Annotated in this window: 12 protein-coding genes; 4 read left to right on the top strand and 8 right to left on the bottom strand. The window is 73.4% G+C overall.

The window, feature by feature from the left end; genetic code table 11:
• Positions 1–83 precede the first annotated feature (83 nt).
• A complete protein-coding gene (locus ACFYYB_RS08670) occupies positions 84–1850 on the top strand; it encodes a carbohydrate-binding module family 20 domain-containing protein (RefSeq protein ID WP_389434065.1) in 1767 nt (588 codons plus the stop codon).
• Positions 1851–1891: 41 nt separating this feature from the next.
• On the top strand, positions 1892–7273 hold the full coding sequence (pulA, locus tag ACFYYB_RS08665) for a pullulanase-type alpha-1,6-glucosidase (protein ID WP_389434063.1): 5382 nt from the start codon (positions 1892–1894) through the stop codon (positions 7271–7273).
• 21 nt (positions 7274–7294) lie between these two features.
• On the opposite strand, the gene ACFYYB_RS08660 is transcribed toward pulA, so the two are convergent.
• The 7 genes from ACFYYB_RS08660 to ACFYYB_RS08630 form a co-directional block, all read right to left on the bottom strand.
• On the bottom strand, positions 7295–7840 hold the full coding sequence (locus ACFYYB_RS08660; RefSeq protein WP_389434061.1) for a GNAT family N-acetyltransferase: 546 nt from the start codon (positions 7838–7840) through the stop codon (positions 7295–7297).
• Positions 7841–7879: 39 nt separating this feature from the next.
• Complete coding sequence (locus tag ACFYYB_RS08655) at positions 7880–8623, bottom strand: TetR/AcrR family transcriptional regulator (RefSeq protein ID WP_389434059.1); 744 nt, start codon at positions 8621–8623, stop codon at positions 7880–7882.
• A gap of 35 nt (positions 8624–8658) precedes the next feature.
• Entirely contained in the window at positions 8659–9711 is a 1053-nt protein-coding gene (locus ACFYYB_RS08650) for a PDR/VanB family oxidoreductase (RefSeq protein WP_389434057.1), read from the bottom strand.
• Positions 9708–10658, bottom strand: coding sequence for a metal-dependent hydrolase (locus ACFYYB_RS08645; protein WP_389434056.1), 951 nt, complete (start codon positions 10656–10658; stop codon positions 9708–9710). Before ACFYYB_RS08645 ends, ACFYYB_RS08650 begins: the two co-directional genes overlap by 4 nt.
• A gap of 102 nt (positions 10659–10760) precedes the next feature.
• Positions 10761–12689 carry a hypothetical protein gene (locus ACFYYB_RS08640; protein ID WP_389434055.1) on the bottom strand — a complete coding sequence of 643 codons (1929 nt, stop codon included), beginning with the start codon at positions 12687–12689 and terminating at the stop codon, positions 10761–10763.
• A gap of 101 nt (positions 12690–12790) precedes the next feature.
• Complete coding sequence (locus ACFYYB_RS08635) at positions 12791–13606, bottom strand: tyrosine-protein phosphatase (protein ID WP_389434053.1); 816 nt, start codon at positions 13604–13606, stop codon at positions 12791–12793.
• Between the two features lie 42 nt (positions 13607–13648).
• Entirely contained in the window at positions 13649–13975 is a 327-nt protein-coding gene (locus tag ACFYYB_RS08630) for a hypothetical protein (RefSeq protein WP_389434052.1), read from the bottom strand.
• 66 nt (positions 13976–14041) lie between these two features.
• On the opposite strand from ACFYYB_RS08630, the gene ACFYYB_RS08625 reads away from it, so the two are divergent.
• Both ACFYYB_RS08625 and ACFYYB_RS08620 read left to right on the top strand, forming a co-directional pair.
• Positions 14042–14824: a hypothetical protein gene (locus ACFYYB_RS08625; protein ID WP_389434050.1), complete on the top strand. Its 783-nt coding sequence runs from the start codon at positions 14042–14044 to the stop codon at positions 14822–14824.
• A gap of 81 nt (positions 14825–14905) precedes the next feature.
• Positions 14906–16396, top strand: coding sequence for a PepSY-associated TM helix domain-containing protein (locus ACFYYB_RS08620; protein WP_389434048.1), 1491 nt, complete (start codon positions 14906–14908; stop codon positions 16394–16396).
• Between the two features lie 48 nt (positions 16397–16444).
• Here the strand turns inward: ACFYYB_RS08620 and ACFYYB_RS08615 are convergent, their stop codons facing one another.
• Positions 16445–18229, bottom strand: coding sequence for a serine/threonine-protein kinase (locus ACFYYB_RS08615; RefSeq protein ID WP_389434047.1), 1785 nt, complete (start codon positions 18227–18229; stop codon positions 16445–16447).
• Between the last annotated feature and the right edge of the window lie 162 nt (positions 18230–18391).

The raw sequence follows: 18391 nt of genomic DNA, 5'->3' as shown, positions 1-18391 counted from the left end.
GGACCTACGGTCGCTCCAATCCCCAACTCGGCCGTGACCGGTCCCCACCCGGTCCTGCGCCTCTCCGCCAGGAGGAACACCCCATGCCCACCCGTACCCGCGCCGCCAGAGCCGCCGCCGCGCTGCTGTCCGTGTCCGCCGTCACCGCCGTGGCCGCCCTCGCCGTCGTCGGGGGGAGCGCTCCGCGGGCGCTCGCCGCCGCCCCTGGTGAGAAGGACGTCACCGCCGTCATGTTCGAGTGGCGGTTCGACTCCGTCGGGAAGGCCTGCGGGGAGAGCCTCGGACCGGCCGGGTACGGCTACGTCCAGGTGTCGCCCCCGCAGGAGCACATCCAGGGGGGCCAGTGGTGGACCTCGTACCAGCCCGTCAGCTACAAGATCGCCGGCCGGCTGGGTGACCGTACGGCCTTCAAGGCCATGGTCGACGCCTGTCACGCGGCCGGTGTGAAGGTCGTCGCCGACTCCGTCATCAACCACATGGCGGCGGGGAACGGGACCGGAACGGGCGGCAGTTCGTACACGAAGTACAACTACCCGGGCGTCTACTCCGGCGGTGACATGGACGACTGCCGGTCCTCGATATCGAACTACCAGGACCGCGCGAACGTCCAGAACTGCGAACTCGTCCAGCTCGCCGACCTGGACACGAGCGAGGACTACGTGCGCGGCCGCATCGCCGGCTACCTGAACGACCTGCTCTCCCTCGGTGTCGACGGCTTCCGGATCGACGCCGCCAAGCACATGCCGGCCGCCGACCTCGCCAACATCAAGTCGCGGATGACGAACCCGAACGCCTACTGGAAGCAGGAGGCGATCCACGGCGCGGGCGAGGCGGTCTCGCCGAGCGAGTACCTCGGCAGCGGCGACGTGCAGGAGTTCCGGTACGCGCGGGACCTCAAGCGGGTCTTCCAGAACGAGAACCTCGCCTACCTGAAGAACTTCGGGGAGGCCTGGGGGTACATGCCCTCCGGGCAGTCCGCCGTCTTCGTCGACAACCACGACACCGAGCGCGGCGGCGACACCCTCAGCTACAAGAACGGCTCCGCCTACACGCTCGCCAGCGTCTTCATGCTGGCCTGGCCCTACGGCTCGCCCGACGTGCACTCCGGCTACGACTGGACCGACCGCGACGCCGGCCCGCCCAACGGCGGTACGGTGAACGCCTGTTACACCGACGGATGGACGTGCCAGCACGCCTGGCGGGAGATCTCCTCCATGGTCGGCTTCCGCAACTCCGCGCGCGGCCAGGCCGTCACCGACTGGTGGGACAACGGCGCCGACCAGATCGCCTTCGGCCGGGGCGCCAAGGCGTACGTGGCGATCAACCACGAGGGCTCGGCCCTGACCCGGACCTTCCAGACCTCCCTCGCGGGCGGCGACTACTGCGACGTGCAGAGCGGCCGCACGGTGAGCGTGGACTCCGGCGGACGGTTCACGGCCACCCTCGGGGCCGGGACGGCCGTCGCCCTCCACGTGGGCGCCCGCGGATGCGGAGCCACGTCCACCCCGAGCCCGACGCCGACCCCGACGGCCACTCCCACGGCCACCCCGACCGCCGCCGCCGGTGCCTCCTTCTCCGTGAACGCCACCACCGTCGTCGGCCAGAACATCTACGTCACCGGTGACCGCGCCGAGCTCGGCAGCTGGAACACCGGCGCCGCGCTCAAGCTCGACCCGGCCGCCTACCCCGTCTGGAAGCTCGACGTCGCGCTCCCGCCCGGCACGGTCTTCGCGTACAAGTACGTCCGCAAGGACGCCGCCGGGAACGTCACCTGGGAGAGCGGAGCCAATCGCTCCGCCACCGTCCCCGCCAACGGCAAGGTCACGCTGACCGACACCTGGCGCAACTGACCTCCCGTCCCACCCCCGTCCCGCATCCGAGGAGATCCGCCTTGATACGCCCCGCCCTCGCCGGCGCCGCCGGAGCGCTCGCCGCCACCCTGGCCGTGACGCTCCTGCCCGCCCTGCCCGCCGCCGCGGCGGACGCCGCCAAAGCGCCACCGGCCCCGCCCTCGGACGCCAGGCTGGCGGCCGAGTCCGCGCGGCACGACCTGACCCGGGAGCAGTTCTACTTCGTGCTCCCGGACCGGTTCGCGAACGGCGACCCGCGCAACGACCGGGGCGGCCTGACCGGTTCCCGGCTGGAGACCGGGCTGGACCCGACGGACAAGGGCTTCTACCAGGGCGGCGACCTCAAGGGGATCGCCGACCGGCTGGACTACATCAAGGGGCTCGGCACCACGGCCATCTGGATGGCGCCGATCTTCAAGAACCAGCCGGTGCAGGGGACGGGCAAGGACGTCTCGGCCGGCTACCACGGGTACTGGATCACCGACTTCACCCAGGTCGACCCGCACTTCGGGACCAACGCCGATCTGGAGCGGCTGATCGACAAGGCGCACAAGAAGGGGATGAAGGTCTTCTTCGACGTCATCACCAACCACACCGCCGACGTCGTCGACTACCGGGAGGCGTCCTACGGGTACCTCTCCAAGGGCGCCTTCCCGTACCTGACCAAGGACGGGGAGCCGTTCGAGGACGCCGACTACGCGGGAGGGGCGGGGAAGTTCCCGAAGACCGACGGCGACTCCTTCCCCCGCACCCCCTTCGTCCCCGCGGCGAAGAAGAACCTGAAGTCCCCGGCCTGGCTCAACGACCCGACGATGTACCACAACCGGGGCGACTCCACCTTCGCCGGCGAATCCTCCGACCAGGGCGACTTCTTCGGCCTCGACGACCTGTGGACCGAGCGTCCCGAGGTCGTGGAGGGGATGGAGGAGATCTACGAGAAGTGGGTCGAGGAGTTCGACGTCGACGGCTTCCGCATCGACACCGTCAAGCACGTCGACACCGGCTTCTGGACGCAGTGGGCCACCGCCCTCGACGCGTACGCCGCCCGCCACGGGCGCAAGGACTTCTTCATGTTCGGCGAGGTCTACTCCGCCGACACCGCGATCACCTCCCCGTACGTGACCCGTGGCCGGCTGGACGCCACGCTCGACTTCCCGCTCCAGGAGGCGATCCGCTCGTACGCCGCCCAGGGCGCGGAGGCCGGGCGGCTGGCAGCCGTCTTCGGTGACGACTACCGGTACACCACGGACAAGGCGAACGCCTACGAGCAGGTCACCTTCCTCGGCAACCACGACATGGGCCGCTTCGGGACCTTCCTGAAGCAGGACCGGCCGGGGGCGGGGGAGCAGGAGCTGCTGGACCGCTACCGGCTGGCCAACGAGCTGATGTTCCTCTCCCGGGGCAACCCGGTGATCTACTCCGGCGACGAGCAGGGCTTCACCGGCGCGGGCGGGGACAAGGACGCCCGCCAGCCCCTCTTCGCCTCCCGCGCGGCCGACTACCTGGACGACGACCAGCTCGGAACGGCGCGCACACATGCGAGCGATGCTTACGATCCGGAGCACCCGCTCTACAAGCAGATCAGTGCTCTCGCGAAGCTGACGAAGGACCACCCGGCCCTCCGGGACGGCGTCCAGAGCGAGCGTTTTTCCGACGGCTCGGCCTACGCCTTCGCCCGCACCGACCCCCGCACCCGCACCGAGTACCTGGTCGCGGCCAACAACGCCACCGCGCCCCGCACCATCGAGCTCGACGCCCCGGCCGGAGTCCAGTACGCCGCCCTCTACGGCGGCACGGCCACGCTGATCCGCTCCTCCGCGGGCGGCAAGCTCACCGTCACCCTCCCGGCCCTCGGCTCCGTGGTCCTCCAGGCCACCACCCCCGCCGCCAAGCCCACCACCAAGCCCGCCCTCACCCTCAAGGCCCCGGCCCCCGGCGCCACCGGCACCGTGGAGCTCTCGGCCGAGGTCAGCGGCGACCCCCTGAGCCGGGTCGTCTTCGCCGCCCAGACCGGCACGGACAAGTGGCAGGTCCTCGGCTCCGCCGACCACGCCCCGTACAAGGTCACCCAGTTCATCGACCGGGCCACCGCCGCCGGCACCCCGCTGCGCTACAAGGCCGTGGTCGTCGACTCGGCGGGCCGCACCGCGAGCGCCCTCGCCGCATCGGCCACCGGTCAGACCCCGCCCGCCGAGGTCCCCACCGCCACCCAGCGCGACTACGCGATCGTCCACTACAACCGCCCCGACGGCGACTACACGAACTGGCGCCTCTTCGCCTGGGGCGACCTCGCCGAGGGCGAGACCACCCCCTGGCCCGCCGGCCACGACTTCACCGGCCGCGACGCCTACGGCGCCTTCGCCTACGTCAAGCTGAAGCCCGGCGCGAGCAGCGTCGGTTACCTCGTCATCGACAAGGACGGCACCAAGGACGTCGCCGCCGACCGCACCATCGACGTGACGAAGACCGGCGAGATCTGGCTGGAGCAGGGCAAGGAGCCCGCCCGTACCGACCGCCCCGCCTACCCGCCGCAGGACACGGCGAAGGCCGTCCTGCACTACCAGCGCCCCGACGGGGCCTACGAGGGCTGGGGCCTGCACGTCTGGACCGGAGCGGCGACGCCCACCGACTGGTCCAAGCCGATCCTCCCCGCCCGCACCGACTCCTACGGCGCCGTCTACGAGGTGCCCCTCGCCGCCGGAGCCACCAGCCTCAGCTACATCCTTCACAACGGCGACGCCAAGGACCTCCCGTCCGACCAGTCCCTCGACCTGAAGGCCAACGGGCACGAGGTGTGGATGCTGGGCGGCAAGGAGAAGTACCTCCTCCCGCAGCCCGCAGGCAGCGCCGCCGCCCTGGACCTCACCAAGGCCCAGGCCGTCTGGATCGACCGCGACACGGTCGCCTGGAACGCCCCGCCCGCCGCCGCCTCCCTCCAGCTCCTCGCCTCCCGCGAAGGCGCCGTCAAGGCCGAGAACGGCACCCTGACCGGCCGCGCCCAGTGGCTCCGCCTGGGCAAGACCGAGCTGACCGCCGCCCAGAAGCAGAAGTACCCGCACCTGGCCGCGTACGCCGCCTACACGATCGACCCGCGCGACCGTGACCGCGTCCGCGAAGCCCTGCGCGGCCAGCTCGTCGCCAGTGCCCGCGCCGCCAACGGCGCCGTCCTCGCCGCCACCGGAGTCCAGCTCGCCGGGGTCCTCGACGACCTCTACGCGACCGGTGCGGAGAAGGCCGCCCTCGGCCCCGTCTTCAAGGACGGCCGCCCCACCCTCTCCGTGTGGGCCCCGACCGCCCAGCAGGTCGCCCTCGAACTCGACGGCGGCCGCACCGTCCCCCTGCGCCGCGACGACGCCACCGGCGTCTGGTCGGTGCGCGGCGACCGCGACTGGACCGGCAAGCGCTACCGTTACGCCGTCACCGTCTGGGCCCCCAGCACCGGACAGGTGGTCCGCAACCTGGTCACCGACCCGTACTCCACCGCCCTGACCACGGACTCCGCGTACAGCCTGGCCGTGGACCTCGCCGACCCGAAGCTCGCCCCGGCCGGCTGGCGCGAGCTGAAGAAGCCCGCGCCCGTCCCCTTCGCCTCCGCGCAGATCCAGGAGCTGCACGTCCGCGACTTCTCGGTCGCCGACCGCACCACCACCCACCCCGGCCAGTACCTGGCCTTCACGGACACCGCCTCGGCGGGCATGCGCCACCTGCGCGACCTGGCCGCCGCCGGCACCTCGTACGTCCACCTCCTGCCCGCCTTCGACATCGGCACCATCCCCGAGAAGCCCGGGGACCGCACCGAACCCGCCTGCGACCTGAAGGTCTACGCCCCCGACTCCGAGGAGCAGCAGGCCTGCGTGGCCGCCGCGGCCGCGAAGGACGCGTACAACTGGGGCTACGACCCGCTGCACTACACCGTCCCCGAGGGCTCGTACGCGAGCGATCCGAACGGCACCGCCCGCACGGTGGAGTTCCGCCGCATGGTGCAGTCCCTGAACGGCGCGGGCCTGCGCACGGTCATGGACGTGGTCTACAACCACACGGTGGCCGCCGGCCAGTCCGACAAGTCGGTGCTCGACCGCATCGTCCCCGGCTACTACCAGCGGTTGCTGGCCGACGGCTCCGTCGCCACCTCCACCTGCTGCGCCAACACCGCTCCCGAGAACGCCATGATGGGTCGCCTCGTCGTGGACTCGGTGGTCACCTGGGCCAAGCAGTACAAGGTCGACGGCTTCCGCTTCGACCTCATGGGCCACCACCCGAAGGCCAACATCCTGGCCGTGCGCGCCGCCCTCGACGCGCTGACCCCCGCCAAGGACGGGGTCGACGGCAAGAAGATCGTCCTCTACGGCGAGGGCTGGAACTTCGGGGAGGTCGCCGACGACGCCCGGTTCGTGCAGGCCACGCAGCAGAACATGGCCGGCACCGGCATCGCCACCTTCTCCGACCGGGCCCGCGACGCGGTCCGGGGCGGCGGCCCCTTCGACGAGGACCCGCGCGTCCAGGGCTTCGCCTCCGGCCTGTTCACCGCGCCCAACGCCTCCCCGGCGAACGGCACCGCGGAGCAGCAGCGCGCCCGGCTCCTCCACGACCAGGACCTGATCAAGGTCGGGCTGACCGGCAATCTCGCCGGGTACGCCTTCACGGACTCCACCGGCCGCGCGGTCAAGGGGGCCGAGGTGGACTACAACGGAGCCCCGGCCGGGTACGCGGCGGCCCCCGGCGACGCCCTCGCGTACGTCGACGCCCACGACAACGAGACGCTCTTCGACGCCCTGGCCTTCAAGCTCCCGGAAGGCACCTCCACCGCCGACCGCTCCCGCGCCCAGGTCCTGGCGATGTCCGTCGCCGCCCTCTCGCAGGGCCCGGCCCTCTCCCAGGCGGGCACCGACCTGCTCCGCTCCAAGTCCCTGGACCGCAACTCCTACGACAGCGGGGACTGGTTCAACGCCATCCACTGGGACTGCGAGGACGGCAACGGCTTCGGCCGCGGCCTGCCCCCGGCGGCCGACAACCGCCCGAAGTGGACCTACGCGAAGCCCCTGCTGGCAGCGCCCGCACCCGGCTGCGCGGAGATCGGCGGCGCCTCGTCCGCGTACCGGGACCTGCTGAAGATCCGTACGACGGAACCCGCCTTCGCCCTCACCACCGCCGAGGCGGTCCAGGCGAAGCTGGCCTTCCCCCTCTCGGGGCCCGAGGAGACCCCGGGTGTGATCACGATGGCCCTGGGCGACCTGGTGGTGGTCTTCAACGCCGCCCCCACCGCCCTGACCCAGCGGGTCCCGGCACTCGCGGGCACGGCGTACGCCCTGCACCCGGTCCAGGCCTCCGGCGCGGACCCGGTGGTCCGGCGGGCGGCGTACGACGCTGTGAAGGGGGAGTTCGCCGTCCCGGCCCGCACGGCGGCGGTCTTCAAGCGGGGGTGACCTGTCAGGCGGGTGTGCGGGTCAGGCGGGGTTGACCAGAGTGAGCCGGTCCAGCCGCTTCTCCAGCAGGATCACCCCGTACACCCGCCCGTCCTTGCCCTCCTTGTAGGGGAACTCCCCGACCACCCGGTAGCCCGCGGACTGGTAGTACGCGACCAGTCGGGGGTTGGTGGAGACGCAGTCCAGCCGCGCCCGCTCGCGGCCGGTCCTGGCGATGCGCCGCTCGAAGTGTTCGAGCAGCCGCCGGCCGGCCCCGGCGGGCGCGGCCTCGCGTTCGACCATGAGCCGGTGCACGTAGCCGGCCACGGGCGGCTGGATGCCCCAGGCCTCCTCGTCGGACCACCACAGCTCGTACGCCCCGACGGCGTGCCCGTTGCCGTCCGAGGCGAGCCACACCTCGCCCTCGCGCATGACCGCCAGGAAGTGCGCGGGGTCCTTCTCCCCGGGCTTCCACTGCTCGATCCCGTGCGCGGCCATCCAGCGGGCGGCCTGGTCGTACAGCGCCACCAGCGTGCCGGCGTCCTTCTCCTCGGCCTGGCGGAACACGATCCCGTCGTCAATGATCACGCGGGCATTATTGCGCGCTATTCGATCAAGAACGGTCCATCAACGCGGACCGGGCACCGTGGGGTTGGACCCCGTGGGGCCGGACCCCGTGGGGACGAGGGCCACCAGCCGCCCCACCAGTTCCCCGAACGGCCCGTCGGCCGGCTCGTCCACGAGGATCCGTACGAGGATTCCCGCCATCTCCTTGTCGTAGGCGGCGCTCACCGCGGCCAGCGCCGCGAAATCGTGCACCAGCTGCAACTCCAGCTCGGCGCGCGGGATCCGCCGGCCGTCCAGCCAGATCAGGGCCGTCGACTCGGCCAGCGACACCCACGAGCGCACCACGAGCTCCAGCCGCGCGGGCGGAGCCTGCCGGTCGACGCCCAGGTGCGAGAGGATCTGCTCGTACGCCGCCTGGCGGACCTCGTCGATCATCGCGTTGGCCCGGCTGCTGCCGACCGCCGGACCGCCCCGCATCAGCGCCGAGAAACCGGGCCCGTGATCGTCGACGAAGGCGAAGAACCGCCCCATGACCCGGAGCAACCGCGCCCCGAGCGGGCCTTCCCGGGGCTCCACGAACCGCAGCGCGAGCTCGTCGGCCGCCCGCCGCAGCGCAGCCTCGTAGAGGCTCAGCTTGCCGGGAAAGTAGTGGTAGACCAGCGGCCGCGATATCCCCGCGGCCGCCGCGATCTCGTCGATGGACACATCGTCGGGCGACCGGTGGCTGAACAGCTCCAGCGCCACCCCGATCAGCTGCTGCCGCCGCTCCTCGACACCCATCCTGCGCCGCACCCCGGTTGTCATGCGGACACCCTACTGCGCACCCCCGCGGGGACCCCCTACAGGTCCAGGACCAGCCGGTCCGAGGCGGCGCGGGACACGCACAGCAGCATGGAGTCCTCGCGTTCGCCGTCCGTGAGCAGGGTGTCACGGTGGTCGATGTCCCCTGCCAGCACCCGGTGTTGGCAGGTGCCGCAGAAGCCCTGCTCGCAGGAGTACGGGGTGTTGGGGAGCTCCCGGCGGACGGCGGTCAGGGCGGATTCCGTCGCCGCCACCTCCACGACCCGGCCCGAGCGGTGCAGTTCCACGGTGAAGGGCTTCGCGTCCCCGCCCGCGGCCACCGGAGCGAACCGCTCCAGGTGGACCGGGACGCCCACGGGCGCGGCCGCCTCGACCGCCGCCATCAGCGGGGCCGGGCCGCAGCAGTACACCAGGGTGTCCGGGCCGAGCGAGGCGCCGAGCGCGCTCAGGTCGGGGAGGCCCGCCTCGTCCTCGGGAACGACCGTGACCCGGTCCCCGTACCGCGCGAGTTCGTCCAGGAAGGGCATCGAGGCCCGCGAGCGGCCCCCGTAGAGCAGGGTCCAGTCCGCGCCCGCCGCCGTGGCCGCCCGGAGCATCGGGAGGATGGGGGTGATGCCGATCCCGCCCGCGACGAACGCGTACGACGGGGCCGGGACCAGCGGGAAGCGGTTGCGCGGCGGGCGGACCGGGAGCTCCGCCCCCTCCACCAGCTGGGCGTGCGCCTCGCGCGAGCCGCCGCGGCCGTCCTCGACGAGCCGGACCGCGATCGTGAGGCGGCCCCGGTCGGCGGGGTCGCCGCACAGGGAGTACTGGCGCACCAGTCCGGAGGGGAGCTGCACGTCCAGGTGTGCGCCCGGGGCCCACTCCGGGAGTTCCGCCGATTCCAGGGTCAGGGACAGCACCCCCTCCGCGGGCTCGGTACGGGAGACGATCAGTGCGGAGATCCACCGGCGCGGCGAGTACCCCGAGACCGGGGTCTCCAGCGCGGGCAGCGGCCAGAGCGGCGATCCGGAGTCGATGCGCCGGCCGATCGCCCGCTTCGCCAGCCAGGCGGCGCCCGCGAGCGCGGTCACCGTGAGGGCGCGCCTCATCCGCGGCCACCGCCGTTCGCGCCGCCCTGGAAGCCGCCGTTCGGGCCGCCGGGGAAGCCGCCGTTCGCGCCGGGGGAGGAGGCCAGGTAGGCGACGGCCTGCGCCGTGGAACCCTCCTGCGAGGGGTGGTAGGTGCGCGAGAGGTACGTCGGGATCGACTTCAGCATCGCGCCCGTGGACGGCAGGGTCCCCTTGCGGCCCGAGCGGTAGAACTGGCCCACGGAGGCCTTGGACCCGGGCGGGAGGCCGGGGTCGTGCTCCATGAAGTAGCGCGATCCACGCTGCCACAGGAAGACCAGCGCGGTGAAGGCCGTGGCCCAGGTGCGCGCCCGGCGGCGGTAGTTGCCGTCCAGGTGCATGAACAGATCGAAGGCCACCGACCGGTGCTCGACCTCCTCCGCCCCGTGCCAGCGCAGCAGGTCCAGCATCACCGGGTCCGCGCCGCGCCGGTCCAGCTCCTCGGCGTTGAGCACCCAGTTGCCCAGGAAGGCCGTGTAGTGCTCGATCGCGGCGATCATCGCCACGCGCTCCATCAGCCACCACCTGCGGGGCGCGCCCGGCGGCAGCGTCCGGTCGCCGAGCAGCTTCTCGAAGAGCCAGTCGATCTGCGCCGTGTAGGGCGTCGGGTCCAGGCCCAGCCGCTTGAGGTGGGGGAGCACGTCGTCGTGCGCGCTCGCGTGCATGGCCTCCTGGCCGATGAACCCGACGACGTCCTCGCGCAGCCGCTCGTCCGTGATGTACGGGAGCACCTGCTTGTAGACGTGCACGAACCAGCGCTCGCCCGCCGGGAGCAGCAGGTGCAGCACGTTGATGGTGTGGTTCGCGAAGGGGTCGCCGGGCAGCCAGTGGAGCGGGGTGTCCTCCCAGGAGAAGGACACGTTGCGGGCCTTCAGCTCTATGTGTTCCGACGCCACGGGGGCGGGCGACGCGGGCGGCGTATTAGACATGGCGTCAATGTACTGATGGGTAGAGGGGAGGGAAACCCCTCTACCGCCACTTCCTTCGGGCCCCGGCCGGACCCGGGCCCGAAGGGAGCGGCCGGGCCGGGACTACTTCAACACCCCCGCCTTGGAACCGTCCGTGAGCTTGCCCGTCAGTTCCACCTGAGCCCCCGCCGGAGCCTTCACCGCCAGCCGGTTGCCCACCGCGACCCCGCTCACCTGGCCGCCGCCCACGGTCAGCGAGGCGAACTGCGCACTGCCCGCCGCCAGGACGTACCACTGCCCGGCCTTCGACTTCCACAGCACCCCGGCCAGCACCCGCGGCTCCCGCGGCCCGCACGCCGGCGAGCCCTCCGCCTTCGCCGCCTGGGCCGCCAGCGGGGCGCCGGGGGCCAGGAACTGTGCCTGCACCCGGTCCGCCGTGCCCTGCCAGGTCTCCGCCCTGGTGCACAGCCAGGTCGCCGCGCCGTCGCCCTCCGGCAGCGGCTGCTTCGCGTACGTCCACGCGTTGACCGTGCGCACCCCGTGCGAGCGCACCGAGGGCAGCAGGCACGCGATCCGCGACCAGTCGCCCAGCTCCGCGCCCTCCGTCACGTTCCGCTCGGCGCCCGGCGCCCCCGAGGTCAGCCGGGCCGGGGTCAGTTCGCCCAGGTCGGTGAAGAGCCGGGTCGCGCCGTCACCGGTCACCGCGAGCGCGTTCCAGCTCGTACAGGTGCCCTCCGGTGCGGGGCTCGGCACCGGCGGGGTGACCCCGTCCGCCGTCAGCTCCAGTCCCGTCGGGGCGTCTCCCGGCTTCAGCAGGTCCCGCTGCGTCGCGGCCGTCACCCAAGGGGCCGTCAGGTAGCGGACGTTGCCGTCGACCCGGCTGAGCACCAGGGCCGCCGCCGTGTCCGCCGAGGCGCCGTCGGTCCGGGCGAAGTCGAGGGCGGCGATCTCGGTGCCGGAGCGCGGTTCGGCGTACCGGGCCACGCGCAGGCCGTCGTAGAGCAGGACCACGACGGCCTGGTCGACGGTCCCCGCGAACAGCAGCTGCGGGGGCCCCATCGGCGGTCCGGACGGGGTGCCGGGGGTCGCCGAGACCACGACCGTGCGGCCCGGCCGGGCCCAGACGGCCAGGGCCCGCCGCAGCAGCGCGGCATCGTCGACGCGGTCCCCGCGCGCGGGCCAGCCGGAGTAGTCGGTACGGGAGGACGTGCGCCAGACCGTGGGCGCGACCCGGACCAGCTGCCCGGGGTCCAGGGCCTGTTCCGCGGCGGCGTTCCTCGCGTAGAGCGGGGCGGCGGCCCCGTCGGCCCCCCACCCGCCGCCGGGCAGCGAGAGCAGCACCCCGCCCACGGCCAGCGCGATCCCGGCGGCGATCCCGGCCCGCACCAGCCGTCGGCGGCGCAGCAGGTCGGTGGGCCGGGCCTGGAGCACGCAGGGGTCGAACTCGGGGGAGGCGAACAGCTCGTCGGTCGACGGATCCCCGGACTCCGCGACGGCGGCGGCCGGGTTGACCACCCCCGCCTCGGCCAGCACCCGCAGCACCTCCGGCTCGGGCAGCCGCTCCAGCGCCCGCAGGACGCAGGCGGCCCGGCCCGGCCCGTCGAGGGTGGCCAGCCACTGGTCGAGCGCCAGCTCCTCGGCCCCGCCCGAGCGCGGGAACAGCCGCAGCCCCCACACCTGGGGCAGCACCGGCGGCAGTTGGGCCCGCCGGGGCAGCGCGCGGAACGTCAGCGGGATCCCCGCTTCCAGCGCGGCCCGCAGCACCCGCAGCCGTACGTACGCGTACCCGGACTCGGGACCCGCCCCGCCCCGCTGCCCCGGCACCCCGCCCTGCACCGCCGCCTGCGCGGCGGCCGTCCCGTCCCGCCGCCCGCGCGGCAGGGCGCGCTGGGCCAGCGAGTGGGCGGTGAGCACCCGCCGGTTGCGGCCGAGGGCGGGCGGCAGCACCAGGTAGGCCAGCCGGACCAGCCGGGGGTAGTGCTCGACGATGGCGGCCTCGGCCTGCTCGACATCGGGGGAGAGGGGGCGGGTGGCGGTATCCGGCGCAGTCACGTTCAGCAGAACGAGCGAATGGTCGGATGGTCACCGGGTCCCAGCGCGCGTGTTCGGACCGGATCCCGCCGGGGGGCTCAGACGGGGGCTCGCCGGGGGACTCAGACGGTCAGGCGGGCCCGCAGCGCCTCGACCGTCGCGTCGGAGACGCCGAGGCCCTCGCGCACGTACTTCTCCATCGAGCCGTAGCGCGTGTTCACCTCGTCCAGCGCGGCCTCCAGGTAGGAGGGGAAGACGCCGATCAGCGCCAGCGCGATGTCCGGGTCGCCGCCGGCCGCCGTGAAGCCCTCGATCATCGGGGCGAAGGCGATCCGCACCGCCGGGTTGACCGACAGGTACTCGCTCATCACCGTCTCGTCGTCCGCGCCGAGCAGCGACAGGATCACGGTCGCGCCCCAGCCCGTGCGGTCCTTGCCCGCCGTGCAGTGGAAGAGCAGCGGCCCCGACCGCGGGTCGGCGAGCTCGGTGAGCAGCAGCCGGTACGCGGCCTGCGCGGACGCGGAGCTGACCAGGGAGCGGTAGAGGCTGGTGAACAGGGCCTGCGCCTTGCCGCCGCCCAGGTGCTCCTCCGCGATCACCGGGTCGGACAGGAGCTCCTTGAGCTGGGCGGCGGGAATCTTCCCGGGGCCGCCGTCGCCCCCGTTGTCGGCCGCCAGCTTGTCCGCCAGGGCGTCGGCTATGAGCAGCCGGGCACCGGCCGGCACCTGGTCGGGGTGTTCGCCGCGCTCCACGTCGGTACGGAAGTCGATGACGGTGCCGATGCCCAGCGCGGCCACCGCCGTGTCGACGTCGAGGTCGAGCCGGTCGAGCTGGCCGGAGCGCAGGACGAGCCCCGGGCGGACGGTGCGGCCCCCGGAGAGCGGGGTGCCGCCGAGGTCCCGGAGGTTGGCGACGGTCTTGGCGGGAGTGTCGGTCATCGTGGCGGCTCCAACGTGATCAGAGAGGCGTGAGAAGCGTGATCAGAGAATCGAATGATCAGAGAAACGGATGGCTCGGGACGAAGCGCGCTGGGTGACGCGTGTCATCCGTACGATTTTCGGAGATTTCGCTCCGGAAAGGTAATCGGCGGCCAGGGAGAAGCCGAGCCCGAGCTCCAGGGCCCCCAGGCGCCGGGCACCGGTGAAGGTCCGCTCCCGCCGCGGCGCCGGCCGGACGACGAGCGCCGGTAGACCGGCCCGGGCGATGCCGCGCACCGGCCCGCGCGGCGGCACCGAGGCCGGCGCCCCGAGGTGGACCGTGCCCGTGTACACCGCGCTCGGCGGGACCGTCAAGGACAGGAGGCTCATCGCACCATGATCGGCCACGGGGGCGCCCTCCGGCGAGGCGGGGAAGCGTGCAAATATTCGCTGGTCATGTCACACAGCCCCGCGCCGATGCGCGCCACGCGGGCCGCGCTCTTCGCGGCGGTGGCCGTCGCACTGGGTGCGGCGGGGCATTCGTACATGTCCGGTACGGACCTTCCCGCGCTGGGACTTCTGTCCGCATTCGGGCTGACCGGCGCTCTCGCCTGGCTCTCCGCCGGGCGCCGGCGCGGACCGCTCCCCATCGCCGCCGCACTGCTCGCCGTACAGGCGGTCCTGCACCTCGTCTTCTCCGCCTCGGTGGGCGGCGGGCATCGGGCGGGCATGGACATGGGTGCGGGTACGGACAGCGGGGCGGACGCCGCGCACGGCATGCGGGGCGCGCCCTCCACGGACGGCATGGACGCCATGAGCGGCATGGACGCCATGAGCGGGACGGCCGGCATGAGTGGCATGGACGCCATGAGCGGGATGGCCGGCATGGGGGACATGGCCGCGGGCCACGCCCACGACGGGCTCGGCATGATCGCCGCGCACGCCCTCGCCGGGCTGTTCTGCGCGCTCTGGCTGGCCTGGGGCGAGGCCGCCGTCTTCCGGCTCGCCGCCACCCTCGCGGCCGGGGCGCTGCTCGCCGCCCGGCCGCTCTCCCGGGTCCTCGCACTGCTCCGGGCGCGCGTGCTCCCCGTACCGCCGGCGCGGTCGCCGCGGCCCACCGGGTACCCGCGGCCGCGGACCCTGCGCGGGGCCGTGCACGCGCACACCGCCGAGCGGCGCGGGCCGCCCGCGCGCGCCCGGATCCGCATCACGGCCCCCGGCCGTCCTGCCCGCGCCTGACCTGACGGCGCACCCTCCCGGTGAGGAGGGGGCGAGACCTGGGGCCGCTCACCCATGTCTTCGCCAACACCTAGGACACCCATGTCTCTCGACGAGGTCGGGCAACTCCGCGCAGCGGACCCCGACGCACCCGAACCCGCTGCCGCCGAGTCCGCCCCCACCCGCAAGCCCGGCACCTGGGCCGCCCTGCGGCCGCTGCTGCTGCGCCTGCACTTCTACGCCGGGGTGCTGATCGCCCCGCTCCTGCTCGTCGCCGCCACCACCGGGCTGCTCTACGCCGGTTCCTGGCAGGCCGAGAAGATCCTCTACGCCGACCAGCTGACGGTCGACCGGGTCGGCGCGAGCGCGCAGCCGCTCGGCGCCCAGGTCGCCGCGGCCAAGAACGCCGCCCCCCAGGGCACGGTGACGGCCGTCTGGCCCGCGCCCGAGGCCGATGCCACCACCCGGGTGATCATGGAGAGCCCGGGACTCGCCGAGGGCGAGACCCTCACCGTGTTCGTCGATCCGTATACGGCCGAGGTCCGCGGAAAGCTCACCACCGTCGGTGACGCGCTGCCCCTGCGGGCCTGGCTGAGCGAGTTCCACGCCAGCCTCCACCTGGGGGAGTTCGGCCGGAACTACAGCGAGCTCGCCGCGAGCTGGCTGTGGGTGGTCGCCCTCGGCGGGCTCGCGCTGTGGATCGGCCGCGGGCGGGCCCGCAAGGCCGGCCGGGCCGCGCTCGTCCTGCCCGACCGCGCGGCGACCGGCCGCCGCAAGACCCTGTCCTGGCACGGCTCCGTCGGCGTCTGGATCGTCGTCGGACTCGTGGGCCTCTCCGTCACCGGCCTGACCTGGTCGCGGTACGCCGGGGAGAACATCGAGGTGCTCAAGGACGGCCTCGGCGGGACCACCCCGGCCGTGGCCGCCAAGCTTCCCGGTGCCCCGGCCGCCGACGCGGGCGGCGAGCACGCCGGGCACGGCGCGGCCGGCGGCGACCAGGCGGCGGCGCCCGCCCCGTCGGCGCCGGTGGATGCCATAGGCATCGACGGAGCGGTCGCGGCGGCCCGGTCCGCCGGGGTCACCGAGTCGCTGCGGATCACCCTGCCCGCCGAGGGCAAGGGGTACGTGGTCAAGGAGCAGGACAAGCAGGTGCCGGTGCACCTGGACGCGGTCGCCGTGGACCCCGCCGACGGCCGGATCATGGACGAACTCCGCTTCGCCGACCACCCGCTGCTCGCGCAGCTGACCCGCTTCGGCATCGACCTGCACATGGGCCTGACCTTCGGGCTCGCCAACCAGCTGGCCCTGGCCGCGCTGGCGGTCCTGGTGATGTTCATGGTCGTCTGGGGCTACCGCATGTGGTGGCTGCGCCGCCCGACCAAGGAACGCACGCTCTCGGCCGGCCGCCCCCAGCCGCGCGGGGCCTGGCGGAAGCTGCCGGTGACGGTGCTGCTCCCACTGGCCGCGGCGACGGCCGTGGTCGGCTGGTTCGTCCCGATGCTGGGCATCAGCCTGCTGGTGTTCCTCGCGGGGGACCTGGTGCTGGGCTTCGTCGCGTCGAGGCGGGGGGCCGGGGCCGGCGCCGGCGTCTAGGGCAGCGTCCGTGGGCCGGGGCTTCCCCGGGAGCCCCGGCCCATGGCGTCAGCCGATCTTCCAGAGGGTGAGTGCGGTGACGTAGTCCGGCATGGGGCCGATGGACCCCTTGCTCGTGTCGAGCACGACCTCGGTGATGCGGAGCATCGCCAGGTTGTCGTCACCGGTGACGGTGCACAGCACCGTTCCCTTGGTGAGCGTCTTGCCCGCCTTCAGCTCGTCCTTGCCCACCCTGGAGGTCAAGGTGTTGGTGGCGACGGCGTCCCGGCACTCCTCCGGCGTGGTGCCGGTGCTCTTGCCCATGGCCGTCAGGAAGCGCAGATCGGCGTCGCCCCAGTCCTGGTAGGTGAGCTCCATGCCCTGGGTCTTGCCGATGCCTCCGTTCGGGAAGATCTGCGGGGCGTCCAGGTCGACGTGGGTCCCGGTGCTGGAGGAGGGCGCGCGCAGGGTCAGGGGCTTGTCCTGGAAGACCGGCGTGTACGCGGACTTCGGCGAGGAGGAGGCAGAGGCCGAGGCCTTCGGCGAGGAGGAGGCCTTGGCCGGGTCCGGTGATCCGGACGCGGGCGCGGCCGGGGTCTCCTGCCGGGCGGCGGGCGTCTTCGCGTCGTCCTTGGAGTCGTCCCCGTCCAGCAACCAGACCGTGCCCGCTCCCGCGAGGACGGCCGCGACGAGGGAGGCGGCGACGAGCCCGCCACGGAACCCCTTCGGGGCCGGAGCCGGCGGCGCCTTGGGCGCGGGCGTCGGGTGCCCCGGCCGTGGCGGCCCGGCGGGCCGGGGCGGCGCGAAGGCCGTGTCGGCGGAGTGGATCCCGCCGGAGGCCCCGGCGCCCGGGCCCGTACCGGCCGGGCCGAACCCGCCGGCGCCGCCTCCGGCACCCGCACCCGCGCCCCGGTCCGCCACCGTCGCCGCCGGCGGGTTCTCCGCGGCGCGCACCCGCCGGGTGATCTCCTGCCCGACCGGCTCCGGGAGCCAGCCGTCGAAATCGTTCAGCGGCCGCCCGGCGAACAGTTCGCACATCGCGGCGAGCTCGTCCGTCCCGATCCTCGCCGCCGGATCCGCCGTCAGGCAGCGCTCCAGCAGCGGCCGCAGTTCCGCCGGGTAGCCGTTCAGGTCCGGGGGCAGCCGGTCGGTGTTGGCGATCCGCACGCCGATGGCCGTGGCCCCGCCCTCCCCGTACGGATGCCGCCCGGTGGCCGCGACCGCGGCGATGAGCCCGACCGCGAACAGGTCGCTCGCGGGGGTGACCTCGGCGCCCAGCGCGTGTTCGGGGGACATGTACTGCGGGGTGCCGATGACCCCGCCGGTGCGGGTGAGCTGCGTGCCGTCGGCGGCCCGGGCGATCCCGAAGTCGATGACGTACGGCCCGGCCGCGCCGAGCAGCAGGTTGGCGGGCTTCAGGTCGCGGTGCACGACCCCCGCGGCGTGGATGGAGCCGAGGGCACGCGCCGTGCAGCCGATGAGCTGGAAGACGGCGGGGAGCGGCAGCGGGCCGTGGGCGCTCAGGGCGTCGTGCAGCGACAGTCCGGGCACGAACACCGAGGCGAGCCAGGGCGAGGCGCCCGTGGTGTCGTGATCGAGGACCGGTACGAGGTGGTAGCCCTGCACCCGGCGCGCGGCCCGCACCTCCTGCTCGAACCGGCTCCGGAAGTCCGGGTCCTGCCCGAACTCCCGGCGGATCAGCTTCAGTGCCACCGGCTGCCCGCCGCGCGTGTGGGACAGGTAGACGGTGCCCATGCCGCCCTCGCCGATCCGGGCGATCAGCCGGTAGCCGGCGGTCTCGCGGGGGTCCTGGGGCTCAAGTGGCGCGAGTACGCTGCCGGTTCCGGTGGTCACGACGGAAAAGACTACGGCAGGGACCGCGGCTGATCAGCACAGATGTACGAGGAAGTCCCCTTCACGGTGGCCCGAGTTGAGCGGCCGGCCGTGCGGGCCCGTACTCCCCCTCGTGAGTACGGGCCCGCCGCGATGTCAGCGCGATGTCCGCCGCGATGTCCG

The organism is Streptomyces sp. NPDC002886, from assembly GCF_042888445.1.
Lineage (GTDB): Bacteria > Actinomycetota > Actinomycetes > Streptomycetales > Streptomycetaceae > Streptomyces.
This window is presented reverse-complemented; position numbering and strand designations above follow the sequence as displayed.

Coding starts and splice junctions, on each gene's coding strand:
- ACFYYB_RS08670 (WP_389434065.1), top strand. CDS start 84: ATGCCCACCCGTACCCGCGCCGCCAGAGCCGCCGCCGCGCTGCTGTCC.
- ACFYYB_RS08655 (WP_389434059.1), bottom strand. CDS start 8,623: ATGACAACCGGGGTGCGGCGCAGGATGGGTGTCGAGGAGCGGCGGCAG.
- ACFYYB_RS08650 (WP_389434057.1), bottom strand. CDS start 9,711: ATGAGGCGCGCCCTCACGGTGACCGCGCTCGCGGGCGCCGCCTGGCTG.
- ACFYYB_RS08645 (WP_389434056.1), bottom strand. CDS start 10,658: ATGTCTAATACGCCGCCCGCGTCGCCCGCCCCCGTGGCGTCGGAACAC.
- ACFYYB_RS08635 (WP_389434053.1), bottom strand. CDS start 13,606: ATGACCGACACTCCCGCCAAGACCGTCGCCAACCTCCGGGACCTCGGC.
- ACFYYB_RS08630 (WP_389434052.1), bottom strand. CDS start 13,975: ATGAGCCTCCTGTCCTTGACGGTCCCGCCGAGCGCGGTGTACACGGGC.
- ACFYYB_RS08625 (WP_389434050.1), top strand. CDS start 14,042: ATGTCACACAGCCCCGCGCCGATGCGCGCCACGCGGGCCGCGCTCTTC.
- ACFYYB_RS08620 (WP_389434048.1), top strand. CDS start 14,906: ATGTCTCTCGACGAGGTCGGGCAACTCCGCGCAGCGGACCCCGACGCA.